The sequence below is a fragment of the Pseudomonas sp. YuFO8 genome (genome assembly GCF_035065025.1).
GTDB lineage: Bacteria > Pseudomonadota > Gammaproteobacteria > Pseudomonadales > Pseudomonadaceae > Aquipseudomonas > Aquipseudomonas putida_AE.
In genome coordinates, this window is record NZ_JAXDEQ010000002.1 from 79568 (window position 1) to 92376 (window position 12809).

At 62.1% G+C, this 12809-nt stretch carries 12 protein-coding genes; 3 read left to right on the plus strand and 9 right to left on the minus strand.

The window, feature by feature from the left end:
- Positions 1-297: 297 nt before the first annotated feature.
- The 3 genes from SOP95_RS02145 to SOP95_RS02155 are packed head-to-tail and all read left to right on the plus strand — an operon-like array spanning position 298 to position 5773.
- The gene (locus SOP95_RS02145; RefSeq protein WP_323605816.1) at positions 298-1542 is read left to right on the plus strand and encodes an exonuclease SbcCD subunit D C-terminal domain-containing protein; all 1245 of its coding nucleotides are present in this window, start codon (positions 298-300) and stop codon (positions 1540-1542) included.
- Positions 1539-5180, plus strand: coding sequence for an AAA family ATPase (locus tag SOP95_RS02150; protein ID WP_323605817.1), 3642 nt, complete (start codon positions 1539-1541; stop codon positions 5178-5180). Before SOP95_RS02145 ends, SOP95_RS02150 begins: the two co-directional genes overlap by 4 nt.
- Positions 5177-5773 (plus strand): glutathione S-transferase, encoded by a 597-nt coding sequence (locus SOP95_RS02155; RefSeq protein ID WP_323605819.1) that lies wholly within the window; start codon positions 5177-5179, stop codon positions 5771-5773. Before SOP95_RS02150 ends, SOP95_RS02155 begins: the two co-directional genes overlap by 4 nt.
- 9 nt (positions 5774-5782) lie before the next feature.
- On the opposite strand, the gene SOP95_RS02160 is transcribed toward SOP95_RS02155, so the two are convergent.
- The 9 genes from SOP95_RS02160 to SOP95_RS02200 form a co-directional block, all read right to left on the minus strand.
- Positions 5783-6040 carry a hypothetical protein gene (locus tag SOP95_RS02160; RefSeq protein ID WP_274076985.1) on the minus strand — a complete coding sequence of 86 codons (258 nt, stop codon included), beginning with the start codon at positions 6038-6040 and terminating at the stop codon, positions 5783-5785.
- Positions 6037-6249, minus strand: coding sequence for a hypothetical protein (locus SOP95_RS02165; protein WP_274076986.1), 213 nt, complete (start codon positions 6247-6249; stop codon positions 6037-6039). Before SOP95_RS02165 ends, SOP95_RS02160 begins: the two co-directional genes overlap by 4 nt.
- Positions 6250-6364: 115 nt before the next feature.
- Positions 6365-6490 (minus strand): hypothetical protein, encoded by a 126-nt coding sequence (locus SOP95_RS02170; protein ID WP_274076987.1) that lies wholly within the window; start codon positions 6488-6490, stop codon positions 6365-6367.
- A 200-nt stretch (positions 6491-6690) separates the two neighbouring features.
- The gene (locus tag SOP95_RS02175; RefSeq protein ID WP_018926171.1) at positions 6691-6870 is read right to left on the minus strand and encodes a hypothetical protein; all 180 of its coding nucleotides are present in this window, start codon (positions 6868-6870) and stop codon (positions 6691-6693) included.
- A 156-nt stretch (positions 6871-7026) separates the two neighbouring features.
- A complete protein-coding gene (locus SOP95_RS02180; RefSeq protein ID WP_323605827.1) occupies positions 7027-8196 on the minus strand; it encodes a lactonase family protein in 1170 nt (389 codons plus the stop codon).
- On the minus strand, positions 8189-8485 hold the full coding sequence (locus SOP95_RS02185) for a DUF5629 family protein (RefSeq protein ID WP_323605828.1): 297 nt from the start codon (positions 8483-8485) through the stop codon (positions 8189-8191). Before SOP95_RS02185 ends, SOP95_RS02180 begins: the two co-directional genes overlap by 8 nt.
- Before the next feature lie 165 nt (positions 8486-8650).
- Positions 8651-10225 (minus strand): aldehyde dehydrogenase (NADP(+)), encoded by a 1575-nt coding sequence (locus SOP95_RS02190; RefSeq protein ID WP_442967712.1) that lies wholly within the window; start codon positions 10223-10225, stop codon positions 8651-8653.
- A gap of 10 nt (positions 10226-10235) precedes the next feature.
- Entirely contained in the window at positions 10236-11228 is a 993-nt protein-coding gene (gene araD1 / locus SOP95_RS02195) for an AraD1 family protein (RefSeq protein ID WP_323605831.1), read from the minus strand.
- Between the two features lie 154 nt (positions 11229-11382).
- Entirely contained in the window at positions 11383-12705 is a 1323-nt protein-coding gene (locus tag SOP95_RS02200; protein WP_323605833.1) for an MFS transporter, read from the minus strand.
- Positions 12706-12809: the final 104 nt, after the last annotated feature.

Below are 12809 nucleotides of genomic sequence, written 5' to 3' on the forward strand. Positions count from 1 at the left end.
GCCCTAACCACATCAGCCACTGTCCGACCTGCCTCGCCTCCCTTCTATTGGAAAGCACACCCTGTCGCTTGCACTGTAAGGCTCCATGCTCGAATCCATTGAATACCCGGCTCGCCCTGGCGCCTACTGACAGATCTGACAGTGGGGACAGACGGTCGCAGGTTTTCAACACCGAATGCAGACGTCTTGACCTTTAAAGGTGTTCTGCAACAACAGTCTTTTGCCAGTAAACTCTCTCCCCTTTCGCCGCCATCATTTGTCTTCGCGGCCATCACCTTTTTTGTAGCGGAGTTGCCCTTGCGTCTGTTCCACACCTCCGACTGGCACCTCGGGCAGAACCTGCACGGCCAGGATCGTGATTTCGAGCACGGCTGTTTTCTCGACTGGCTGCTGCGCCAGCTCAAACTGGATCAGCCGGATGTGCTGCTGATCGCCGGCGACATCTTCGACACGGTCAACCCGCCGGTCAAAGCCCAGGAACGCCTTTACGACTTCATCGTCAGCGCCCATGAGCAGCAACCCTTGCTGACCATCGTGATGATCGCCGGCAACCACGATTCCGGCTCACGCATCGAACTGCCCGCGCCCTTGATGCGCCGCTTGCGCACCCATGCCCTGGGCCGCGTGCTGTGGCTGGATGACGGGCAACTGGACGCCGAGCGCCTGTTGCTGCCACTGCCAAATGCCCAAGGCGACATTGCTGCCTGGTGCCTGGCGCTGCCGTTCCTGCGCCCGGCCGAAGTCACCGGCGCCCATCTGGGCGACAACTATTTGCGCGGCATCGGCCAGGTTCACGAATGGCTGATTGAAGCGGCCAATGCCAAACGGCAGACCGGACAGGCACTGATCGCCATCAGCCATGCGCACATGGCCGGTGGTTCGGTGTCGGAAGACTCCGAACGCAGCCTGATCATCGGCAACGCCGAAGCGCTGCCCGCCAGCCTGTTCGGACCGACCATCAGCTACGTCGCCCTGGGGCATTTGCACAAGCCACAGAAGGTCAACGGCGAGGAGCGCATTCGCTACAGCGGCTCGCCCATTCCGTTGTCGTTCTCGGAGATCGGCTACCAGCATCAGATTCTCGTCATCACACTCGACGGCGAAACCCTGGTCAGCGTCGAACCGAAACTGATCCCTCGCTCAGCGAACCTGCAACGTATCGGCCCTGCGCCCCTGGCCGACATCCTTGTGCAACTGGCCGACCTGCCGATCATCGACCTGCTGGCCGACTACCAGCGCCAGCCCTGGCTGGAAGTGCGGGTACGCCTCGACGAGCCGCAACCGGACTTGCGCCATCAAGTGGAAAGCGCCCTGGAAGGCAAGGCCGTGCGCCTGGTGCGCATCGCCGCCGAATACGCCGGCAACGGCAGCCGCGAAGGTGCCGATGAAGGTGCCGGGTTGATCGAACTGGACCAGCTCACGCCCCATGAACTGTTCAGCCGTGCCTGGCAGGACAACTACGGCAGCGAGGTCGATGAGCAAACCCTAAAGGACTTTGCCGAGCTGCTGCAAGACGTGCAGATGGAGGACGAACAGCCATGAAGATCCTCGCCATCCGCCTGAAAAATCTCGCCTCACTGGCCGGGCCGTTTGAAATCGACTTCACCGCCGAACCCCTGGCCAGTGCCGGACTGTTCGCCATCACCGGCCCCACCGGCGCCGGCAAGAGCACCCTGCTCGACGCGTTGTGCCTGGCCCTGTTCGGTGCCGTGCCGCGGCTGAACAACACCGGGCGCGACGCCAAGGTGCCGGACGCCGATGGCGAAATCGGCACCGGCGACCCGCGCACCCTGTTGCGCCGCGGCACCGGCGAAGGATATGCCGAAGTGGATTTTGTCGGCGTCGACGGCCGCCGTTATCGCGCACGCTGGGAAGCCAATCGCGCCCGGGAAAAGGCCGGTGGCAAACTGCAAGCCAGCCGCCAGAGCCTGCGCGACCTCGATCAGGATCAACTGCTGGCCAGCCAGAAAGGTGAATACAAGACCCAGCTCGAAGCCGCACTGGGCCTGAATTTCGAACAGTTCACCCGGGCCGTGCTGCTGGCGCAGAGCGAGTTCAGCGCCTTCCTCAAGGCCGATGACAACGACCGCAGCGAACTCCTGGAAAAACTCACCGACACGGCGCTATACACCCGGCTGGGCCGGCGGGCCTTCGACAAGACCAAAGAAGCCCGCGAAGCCCACAAATTGCTGCAGGACCAGGCCAGCGGCGTCACGCCCCTGGCGCCTGAGGCCCGCGCCGAGCTCGACGAGCGCTTCCAGGCCGCGCAGCAGCAGCTTAGACATCAGCAGGCGCAGCTCAAGCAGCTTGAACTGCAGCACACCTGGCTCAGCGAACTGCGCCGTTTGCATGACGCGCAACTGGCTGCTGCCGAACAACTGCACAGCGCCCGCCAAACCTGGGAAAGCCTGGCCGGCGAGCGCGTGCAGCTGACGCGCCTGGAGCAGCTCGCCCCGCAACGGCACCAGTTCGCCCGCAAGTCCGAGGTCGATGCGTTACTCACGCCCTTGGCCGAGCAAATCGCCCAGCATACCCGCCAGCACGGCGAACTCAGCGAGCGTCAGGCGCTACTGGAACAGGCCCTTGGCACGACCCGGATCGCATTGGGTGAAGCGCAACAACGGCAAACCGAATGTGCGCCGCTGTTGCGTCAGGCCTTCGAGGAACAAAGCACCCTCGCCCGCCTGGCGAAGGACACGGCCCTGGCCGCCGAAGCCAGACAGAGCGCCGAGCAAGCCTGCACCCAGGGCCAAAGCGCGATTCAAACCTTGCACGAGCAACAGGCCCGGGCTGGCGAACACTTGCAGCGCATGGCGGCCGAGCTGGAACAGAGCGTACATCTGGCGCCCTTGAGCGAGGCATGGAACGCTTACCGCGATCGCCTGCAACAGCTGATGCTGATCGGCAATCGCCTGAACAAGGGCCAGGCCGAACTGGCCAACCTCGAACAGAACGCCGTGCGCACCACGCAGGCGTTCACTGCGCAGAAACAGCAACTGGAGGTGCTGTTCAAGGAGGCCGGCGCCGAACCAGACGCCGTCGCCGAGCAGATCGGCATCCTCGGCAGCCTGTTGCAGGACAACCGCAAGCAATTGCGGGCCATCGAAGACCTGACGCGGCTGTGGGACAGCCAGCAGGACCTGGACCAGCGCGGCGCCGAGTTGCAGCAACGCCAGGTCGCTGCGCAACAGGAACGTGAGCGCCTGACCCAGGACGGGGTAAAGGCCAAGGCTGAACTCGCCGTTGCCGAGCAGACCCTGACCGTCACCCGCGAGCTGCTGGAGCGCCAGCGCCTGGCCCGCAGCGCCAGTGTCGAGGAACTGCGCGCGCAGTTGCAGGATGACCAGCCCTGCCCTGTCTGCGGCAGCAACGAGCATCCCTATCATCAACCCGAAGCCCTGTTGCAAAGCCTGGGTCGCCATGATGAAAGCGAGCAGGCAACGGCCCAAAAAGCGGTCGACCAGCTCAAGGAAACGCTGACCGAACTGCGGGCGGAAGTGGGCGGACTGATCGCCCAGCAAAAAGAACTGCTGCAACAGCAGGAACATTTGGCGACCCAGCAACAAGCCCTGGCGCCAAGCCTGGAAGCGCATCCGCTGGCCACCGCCCTGCACAATCAGGACTACGCCAAGCGCGGCGCCTGGCTCAGCCAGCAAAACACCCAGTTGAACCAGAGCATCAGCCAGGACGAACAACGGCAAACCGCCCTGCTCACCCTGCAACAGGACGCCGCGCGCCTGACCCAGCAATTGCGCCACGCCGAAACCGCGCACCAGCAAGCGGCCCAGCATCTGGACAATCAACAGCGTGAGCTGGGCAATGACCGCCAGCGCCTGGACGAAGAACTCGGCGCGTTTGCCAGCCTGTTGCCAGCCGACACCCTGGAAGCGCTACGTCTCGAGCCCGCCGCGACCTTCATGCAGCTCGATCGGCAGATCGCCGAGCGCCTGGCGCAACTCGATCAGCAAAAGGAAGAACTTGCCGAGCAGCAACAGCGTCAGCAACACCTGGAGAAGGAACAGGATCGGCAGCAAACCCGTGTGCAACAATTGCAAACCGCCGAGCAGCAGTTCAATGCACTGGCCGCGCAACAACAGGCGAGCCAGCAGGCGCTCGGACAATTGCTCGCCTCCCACGCCAGCGCCGAACAGTGGCAGCAGCAGCTGGAGCAGGACGTGGAACAGGCGCGCAACGCCGAAACCACGACGGCCACGGAACTGCAGAACGTACTCACGCAGCTCGTGCGAATCGCCGCCGAACTCAAGGCGCAGCAAGAGCGTTTGCACACCCTGGAAAGCGAACAGCGCGAGCTCGGCGACAAAATCGCCGACTGGCGCGCCCGCCACCCGGAACTGGATGACGCTGGCCTGGACGACCTGCTGCGGGTCGACGACGCCCATGTCAGCGAACTGCGCCAACGCTTGCAGCACAGCGAAAAAGCCATCGAACAGGCCAATGTCCTGCTACAGGAGCGCGACAAGCGCTTGCTCGATCATCAGGCGCAGCACAACGGCAACCTCGATGACGAACAGCTCGCCAACGCGCTTACCGAGTTACAAAACCAGTTCGGCGTCAGCGAGCAGCTCTGCGCCGAACTGCGTGCCGAACAGGCTGAGGATCAGCGCCGGCAGAACGCCAATCAGGCCCTCGCGCAACAGATCGCCGACGCGTACAGCGAATACCAGCGCTGGGCACGCCTGAACGCGTTGATCGGTTCGGCCACCGGCGACACCTTCCGCAAGATCGCCCAGGCCTACAACCTCGACCTGCTGGTGCACCACGCCAACGTGCAATTGCGCCAACTGGTACGGCGCTATCGCCTGAAACGCGGCGGCAGCATGCTCGGTTTGCTGGTGATGGACACCGAGATGGGCGACGAGCTGCGTTCGGTGCATTCGTTGTCCGGTGGCGAGACCTTCCTGGTGTCGCTGGCCCTGGCGTTGGGACTTGCATCGATGGCCTCGAGCACGCTGAAAATCGAATCGCTGTTCATCGACGAAGGCTTCGGCAGCCTCGACCCGGAGTCCCTGCAACTGGCGATGGACGCCCTCGACGGCCTGCAGGCCCAGGGGCGCAAGGTCGCGGTGATCTCCCATGTGCAGGAAATGCATGAGCGGATTCCGGTGCAGATCCAGGTCCGCCGCCAGGGCAACGGCCTGAGCACCCTGGAGGTGAAATGATCACGCTCTACTCGTTCCGCCGCTGCCCCTACGCCATGCGAGCGCGAATGGCGCTGCGCTACTGCGAAGTGCCCGTGGACATTGTCGAAGTCAGCCTCAAGGCCAAACCCGCCGACATGCTCGCACTGTCGAGCAAAGGCACGGTGCCGGTGCTGGACGTGGACGGCCAGGTCATCGATGAAAGCCTGGACATCATGCGCTGGGCCGTCGCCCGCCATGACCCGCAGGACTGGTTGCTCAAGGATGATCCGCAAGGACAGTTGGCCATCGAGGCGTTGATCGAGGAGAACGATCAGCACTTCAAAGTGCACCTCAATCGCTACAAGTACGCCGAGCGCTATCCTGAGCAACCGATGGCGTTCTATCGCGCCGAAGGCGAGGTGTTCCTGCGCAAACTGGATGAGTTACTGGAGGGACGCGACTACCTGCTCACGGATCACCCGAGCCTGGCCGACGTGGCGCTGATGCCGTTCATACGGCAATTCGCCCATGTCGACCGCGAGTGGTTCGCGCAAACGCCCTATCGACGTCTGCAGGCGTGGCTGCAGCGGTTTCTGGAGTCCGATTTGTTCACATCGATCATGAAGAAATAGCCCCCTCTGTTACGCCAACACTTCACACATGCCAATGGCCGAGCAATCCACCTGGAACGGTCCGAAAAAACTTTCCTCGGACTTGATCGGCGGATTGCCGGCCAGCATGCCCATGGCCTTTGCCGTTTCGATGTTGCGCGCAATGTTGTGATTGGCCTCAATGGCCCGGGCTACGCCGCCTATCGAACCTTGCCCTATCCCCAGCAAGGAAAATCCGTTGGTGATGAAGGCCAGGAAAGCGATGACCAAAAGTTTGCAACGGTTCATGCTCCGCCCACTCCCGCCAGTTCCGCCGGATCGACCATCGCCTGCTGTGCGCGATGTTCAAACTGGATGCCAGGGTGTGCGACATGAATCGGCGGTTCGACGCTTTGCTGTGACTGCGGCGAAAGACTGATGACCAGCACCATGACCAGGTAAAGACCGATAGCCACATAGGCGCCGTGTTTGGCAGAGGTGATGATCGAGCTGGCCATGATGAACTCCGTGGACATGTTTCAGAGTCCACAGAATCAATCAAAAAAGCACCGGTAACCAACGAGTCTGATGCATAGCAAATATCAACTTCGTTGATCATTAACCCAGACTATCTCAGTCTTCAATAAAACTCATCATGCGCTCGCGGGCAGCGTCAGGTTCGCCGGGAATGGGTACGGCAGCGGACAGGATGGGGGTCGAGTAGAGGGACAGCAGTACGACGGCGAGACGCAGGGTCATTTTGGCAATCCTTTTCTGATGAAGGAGGAGTCAAAAAATCAGCGTCAAATTTAGAGGCATGGCCACCTGATATCAAGCATTACAGGATGGCTTGTCGCAAACGCGTTATGCAGGAGCGACATCACTTCAACGCCTTTCGCGGCCTGGGCTTCGATCGGCAAGTGACTTCGCTCCTGCATAAAGGCGGCAGGGCTGGAATTTCAGTGCTGGTTTTTGTGGTCCAGCGCGGCGTAGAAGTTGGCACTCTGTTGCAAGTATTTCTGGGTGTAGCTCTGGGTGTGGGATTTTTTGTCGCTGATTTCAACGTTGGCGCTGGCTGGCAGGGCAACGGTGGCGGAAATGGCGGAAGCGGCGATCACGGAGAAGAGATTGAAGTTCATGCGGGAGTTCCTCGAAGTCAGTTGGCTTGCCTGGCCGGTGGGGCCGTGAAGCAAACTTAACCCTCGAGGCTTAGCCGCTTGAAATGCTTTGTAGCACTTCCACATATCACGCTCATCGATAGAAGGATGCAGGCCCCATCAACCGGGGCCTGCGGCCTATTGACGCACCAGGAATTTCAGGTCACTGGGGGCATCCATCGGCAGGTTTTGCACGGTCTTACCCAACAAGCCAGTCTTGGCATCGCGCTCGACGACGACAATCCGGTTGCTTTTCTGGTTGGCGATCAGCAGGAACTTGCCACTCGGATCGAGGCTGAATTCCCGGGGATGGTCGCCTTCTACCGCGCGACGTTGCAGCTCCTTGAGGTGGCCGGTGGCTGGGTCGATGGCGAACACCAGTAACTGGTTGGCGGTGCCACGGTTGCTGACATAGAGGAACTTGCCGTCCTTCGAGGCATGCAATGCCGCGGCGGCCTTGTCCGAAACCGGCTGACCCGCAGCCAGGTCGACCATCTGGGTTTGCTCCAGCTTGCCGTCGCGGTAATCGAACACCGCCACTTGCGCGCTCATTTCCATGGTCAGCCAGGCATGCTTGCCATCGGCACTGAACAGCAAATGGCGCGGCCCGCTGCCCGGTGGCAACTGAACGAACGAGGGAGTCGCCGGGGTCAACGGCAAGTCGGGATTGGCCTTGGGGTCGAAGCGGTAGACAAACACCTTGTCCGCCCCCAGGTCGTTGGAAAACACATAGTTGCCATCGGGCGACGAGACCGTCGAATGCACATGCGCCGACGTCTGCCGCTCGGGATTGACCCGACTGGCCGGATGGCTGCTCATCTGCACCACAGGCTTGAGCGTGCCATCGGCCGCCAGCGGCAACACCGCCAGGGTGCCACCCGGATCTTCAGATACCGAGTAGTTGCTGACGAACAAGTGGCTGGCATCAAGGCTGAGACCCGAATGCGTCGGCTCGTTGCCCAGGCTCTGTACCTGGTTGATCAGGCTTAACTCATGGGTCTTGGGGTCAATGGCATAACTGCTCACGCGCCCGACCGGATCGGCCTGGCCCGGGCCATTTTCATTGACCACGAACAGGCGCTGCTGGTCCTTGGACAGGGTCAGCCAGGACGGATTTTCGCTGTTGATCACCTGCAGCGGCTTGGCGTCGATCTGCCCGGTGGCGCTGTCGAAGGCCAGGCGATAGATGCCCTGGCTTTGGCCAGCCGTGTAGGAACCCACGAGCAATTGATAGTCGTCGGCGGCCGCCACCTGTACGCCCATCGCGCCGATGCTACCGGCGATCAATAGCGGCCAGAGGTTACGCATCCTGTTGATCATCGTCGTCGTTGTCACCGCTGACGACGTCGCCGAGGCAGACCAGGCGGTGTTCGCCGTTGTTGTCATTGATCAGCCAGCTTTGCAAGGTCGCATCGAACGTTGCCGCCTGAATCTGCGCGGGAGTGAATTCCCAGTGCAGGGCATTGCGACCGTCCATGCATTCGATGTGCAGGTTGTCGTCTTCATCGAGGGAGAACTCGAAGGCGTGGTAGCCGTCGATTTCGACCATCCCGCAGTGTTCGAGGGCGTTGAGCAAGGTGTCGGTTGCAGCAGTCATGGCAGTCAATCTTTGAATGGGAAAAACGCAATGATAGCTCAGCCACACCGCTGAACAACTGTAGGAGCGAGCTTGCTCGCGATGGTCGTTAACGATTACGCGTGTTTTCTGGCTATACGCGGTGCCCTTAAGTCCATCGCGAGCAAGCTCGCTCCCACAGGGGGGTCAGATCGCCTCGCGGGACGGTTGGCCATCCACCAGGCGCTGGATACCCAGCGGATTGCTGTTTTTCAGCGCATCCGGCAACAGGCTATCCGGATAGTTCTGGAAACACACCGGGCGCAGGAAACGGTCGATGGCCAGGGTGCCCACCGACGTGCCGCGCGCATCCGACGTCGCCGGATACGGCCCGCCATGGACCATCGAATCACACACCTCCACCCCGGTGGGATAACCATTGAGCAGGATTCGCCCGACCTTCTGCTCCAGCAACCCGGTCAGCTCGCTGAACTGCTCGAAATCCGCCTGCTCGCCGATGATGGTCGCGGTCAGCTGACCATGCAGGCCGTGCAGCGCGGCGCTCAGTTGTGCCTGATCCGCCACTTCGACCACCACGGTGGTGGGGCCGAACACTTCCGCTTGCAGCACCTCGTCGCCATCGATCAGCAGGTTGACGTCGGCCTTGAACAGCTGCGGCTGCGCCTGCCGCCCCTGTTGCGCATCGCCCGCCAGGTGTTCGATCCGAGGATGATCGAGCGATGTTTGCAAGCCCTTGGCATAGCTGCCCAGGGTCCCGGCGTTGAGCATGGTCTGCGCCGGTTGGTCGGCCATCATGTCGGCCAGTAGCTGGAGGAAGGCGGTGAACTGCGGCGAACGGATGCCGATCACCAGGCCAGGGTTGGTGCAGAACTGGCCGCAACCCTGGACCACCGAAGCCGACAGGCCACGGGCGATGGTTTCCGTGCGCGCCTGCAACGCCTGGGGCAGCACGATCACCGGGTTGATGCTGGACATTTCGGCAAACACCGGGATCGGTTGCGGACGCGCGGCGGCCATGTCGCACAAGGCTCGACCACCCTTGAGCGAACCGGTAAAGCCCACCGCCTGGATGGCCGGATGCTTGACCAGCGCTTCACCCACCCCGCCGCCGTAGATCATGTTGAACACGCCGGCCGGCATCGCGGTTTTCTGTGCCGCGCGAATGATCGCATCGGCCACCTGCTCGGCCGTGGCCATGTGGCCGCCATGGGCCTTGAACACCACCGGGCAACCGGCGGCCAGGGCCGACGCGGTGTCGCCACCGGCGGTGGAGAACGCCAAGGGAAAGTTGCTGGCCCCGAACACCGCCACCGGTCCGAGCCCGATACGGTACTGACGCAGGTCCGGACGCGGCAACGGTTGACGCTCAGGCAGGGCCTGGTCGATGCGCGCGCCGTAGAAGTCGCCACGCCGCAGCACAGCGGCGAACAGGCGCATCTGGCCGCTGGTGCGGCCACGCTCACCGATAATCCGTGCGGCAGGCAGCGCGGTTTCGCGGCACACCACGCTTACGAACTCATCCCCCAGCGCATCCAGTTCATCGGCGATAGCGTCGAGAAATTGTGCGCGCCGCTCTGCACTCAAGGTGCGATAAGCCGGGTACGCTGCAGCGGCAGCCTTGGCGGCGGCATCGACTTCTTCCGGGGTGGCCTGGATGAAAGCATGGGGCAACGCCTCGCCGGTTTCGGCGTCGACGCTGTGCAATGTCACGCTGCCCAACGCACTGCGCTGGCCGCCGATGTAGTTGTGACCAAGGATCATAGGTAACTCCTTAAAGTGAGCCGACGGTGCCGGGTTCGAAAGCCGCATCGACAGGCGCGATGCCATTGATCAACGGCGCGCCAAATTCTTCCTGGCTGATCTCGAACACATCGCCCGGTTGCGTGCGAATGCCATCGGCGAACGACAGGGTCGCGGTGCCGAAGAAGTGGATGTGCACATCGCCCGGACGCAGGAACTGGCTGTACTTGAAATGGTGGAACTCGAGGTTGGCCAGGCTGTGGCACATGTTGGCCTCACCGCTGAGGAACTCGTTCTGCCACAGCACCTGGCCATCGCGCAGGATACGGCTGGTACCGGCCAGGTGTTGCGGCAGCTCGCCCACCCGCAGCTCCGGTCCATAGCTGCAACTGCGCAGTTTCGAGTGGGCCAGGTACAGGTAGTTCTTGCGCTCCATGACGTGATCGGAAAACTCGTTGCCCACGGCAAAACCGAGGCGGTACGGCTTGCCGTCGTGACCGATGACGTAGAGGCCGCTGAGTTCAGGCTCTTCACCGGCGTCTTCGGCAAAGGGTGGCAGCGGGAACGGCTGGCCCGGGCGTACGACAATGCTGCCGTCGCCCTTGTAGAACCATTCCGGCTGGACCCCCGCCTGGCCTGCCGCGGGTTTGCCACCCTCCACGCCCCACTTGAAGATGCGCATGGTGTCGGTCATCGAAGCTTCATCACCGGCCTGCTGGTGCATCTTGTCCCGGGCCGACGCGCTGCCCAGGTGAGTCAGGCCGGTGCCACTGACCAGCATGTGCGCCGGGTCCGGATGATCCAGCGGCGGCAGGATGCGCAGTTGCGCCAGCAGCACGGCGTAGTCATGGCTGATGCCCAACCCGAGGCTCTGCACCTGCTGCTCAAGATTGACCCCCGCCTCGATCGCCGCCAGCGCCAGGTCGCGCACCGTGCGGGCGTCTTGCACTTCACGGACCAGACCTTCCTCGACCACGCCTACGCGGCGTTCGCCGTTACTCAATTCGAACTGAACCAAACGCATGAATTTTCTCCATTTACTTGAAAACACCGCCCCCCCGGTAGGAGCTGGCTTGCCAGCGAAAGCGGCGGCACATTCACCGTCAATGTGTCAGATAGATCGCCATCGCTGGCAAGCCAGCTCCTACAGGGGTGGTGGTGATTGCCAGATTTTTGTGTCAGGTACGGGTAGCCCCACGCGCACTGGCGGCAAACTCATCCACCGGCAACACATGCTTGCGCTCCAGCAGGCGATACACCACGCCGGTCAACACCAGGCCGAACAGCATCACGCAGGACAGGAAATACAGCCCCGACGCGAGGTTGCCGGTGTACTCCTTGAGCGCGCCGATCACGAACGGGCCGATGTAGCCGCCGAGGTTGCCCACCGAGTTGATCAGGGCAATGCCCGCCGCCGCACTCGCGCCAGCAAAGAAGCGACCGGGCAAGGTCCAGAAAATCGCCGTGCAGGAAAACAGCGAGAACGCCACCAGGCACAGCGCCGCCAGTTGCAACACCGGCACCGAGAGCCAGGCACTGAAGAACAGGCCGATGGCACCGAGCACGTACAGAGCGGCCAGGTGGCCATACCGATCATTCAATCGATCGGAGCTGCGCGGGATGATCAGCAAACCAACGATCCCGAAGATGTACGGCACCGATGACACGAACCCGGTCACCAGATCAGTGCCGCCGAACTGCTTGATCAAGGTCGGCAGCCACAGGCCCAGGCCATAGATGCTCAGGGTCACCGGCAGGTAGAACAGCGCCAGCAGCAACACGCGTTTGTCCTTCAGGGCGTGCAGCGGATTGCCGTGACGGGTCTGGCCATACTGCTCGAGGTCCTTTTTCAGCTCGCCACTGAGCCAGTCCTTCTCCGCCTGGTCCATCCACTTCACCTGTTGCGGGCCATCCGGCAGCCAGCGCAGCACCGGCCAGGTCAGCAGGATCGCCGGGGTGCCGATGACGATGAACAGCCACTGCCAGCCATGCAGGCCGAACCCCCCTTCCATGCCCAGCAAACCACCGGATATAGGTCCGGTGATCATCATCGCGATGGGTTGGGACAGAATGAACAGGCCCAGGATCTTGCCGCGATGGCGTACCGGGAACCACTGGGTGATGTAGTAGAGGACGCCTGGAAAGAACCCGGCTTCCGCCGCGCCAAGCAGAAAGCGCATCAGGTAGAAGCTGTTCGGCCCCTGGACGAATGCCATGCCGATGGTGATGGCGCCCCAGGTGACCATGATCCGCGCGAACCAGCGCCGCGCGCCAAAGCGGTCAAGCATCAGGTTGCTGGGGATTTCCAGGAGGAAATAGCCAATGAAGAACAGCCCTGCGCCCAGCCCGTACGCCGCATCGCCCAGGCCGATGTCGGCGCCCATGTGCAGCTTGGCGAAACCTACGGCGGAGCGATCCACATAGGCGATCAGGTACAGCAGGATCAGGAAGGGAATCAGTTTCAGCGTGATGCGACGTATCAGCCGCAGTTCCTGGCTCATGAGATCGGTCTCCGATTGTTGTTGTTATAGAACCTCGGGGGACGCCTCTCACGGCAAACCGTCAGGGCCATCCCTCCGCTGAAAACGACTATATAGTAATACTA

Bases quoted from the DNA above. Each gene is read 5' to 3' on its own strand.
- SOP95_RS02150 (WP_323605817.1), top strand. From the start codon at position 1,539: ATGAAGATCCTCGCCATCCGCCTGAAAAATCTCGCCTCACTGGCCGGG.
- SOP95_RS02155 (WP_323605819.1), top strand. From the start codon at position 5,177: ATGATCACGCTCTACTCGTTCCGCCGCTGCCCCTACGCCATGCGAGCG.
- SOP95_RS02160 (WP_274076985.1), bottom strand. From the start codon at position 6,040: ATGAACCGTTGCAAACTTTTGGTCATCGCTTTCCTGGCCTTCATCACC.
- SOP95_RS02165 (WP_274076986.1), bottom strand. From the start codon at position 6,249: ATGGCCAGCTCGATCATCACCTCTGCCAAACACGGCGCCTATGTGGCT.
- SOP95_RS02170 (WP_274076987.1), bottom strand. From the start codon at position 6,490: ATGACCCTGCGTCTCGCCGTCGTACTGCTGTCCCTCTACTCGACCCCC.
- SOP95_RS02175 (WP_018926171.1), bottom strand. From the start codon at position 6,870: ATGAACTTCAATCTCTTCTCCGTGATCGCCGCTTCCGCCATTTCCGCC.
- SOP95_RS02180 (WP_323605827.1), bottom strand. From the start codon at position 8,196: ATGCGTAACCTCTGGCCGCTATTGATCGCCGGTAGCATCGGCGCGATG.
- SOP95_RS02185 (WP_323605828.1), bottom strand. From the start codon at position 8,485: ATGACTGCTGCAACCGACACCTTGCTCAACGCCCTCGAACACTGCGGG.
- SOP95_RS02190 (WP_442967712.1), bottom strand. From the start codon at position 10,225: ATGATCCTTGGTCACAACTACATCGGCGGCCAGCGCAGTGCGTTGGGC.
- araD1 (WP_323605831.1), bottom strand. From the start codon at position 11,228: ATGCGTTTGGTTCAGTTCGAATTGAGTAACGGCGAACGCCGCGTAGGC.
- SOP95_RS02200 (WP_323605833.1), bottom strand. From the start codon at position 12,705: ATGAGCCAGGAACTGCGGCTGATACGTCGCATCACGCTGAAACTGATT.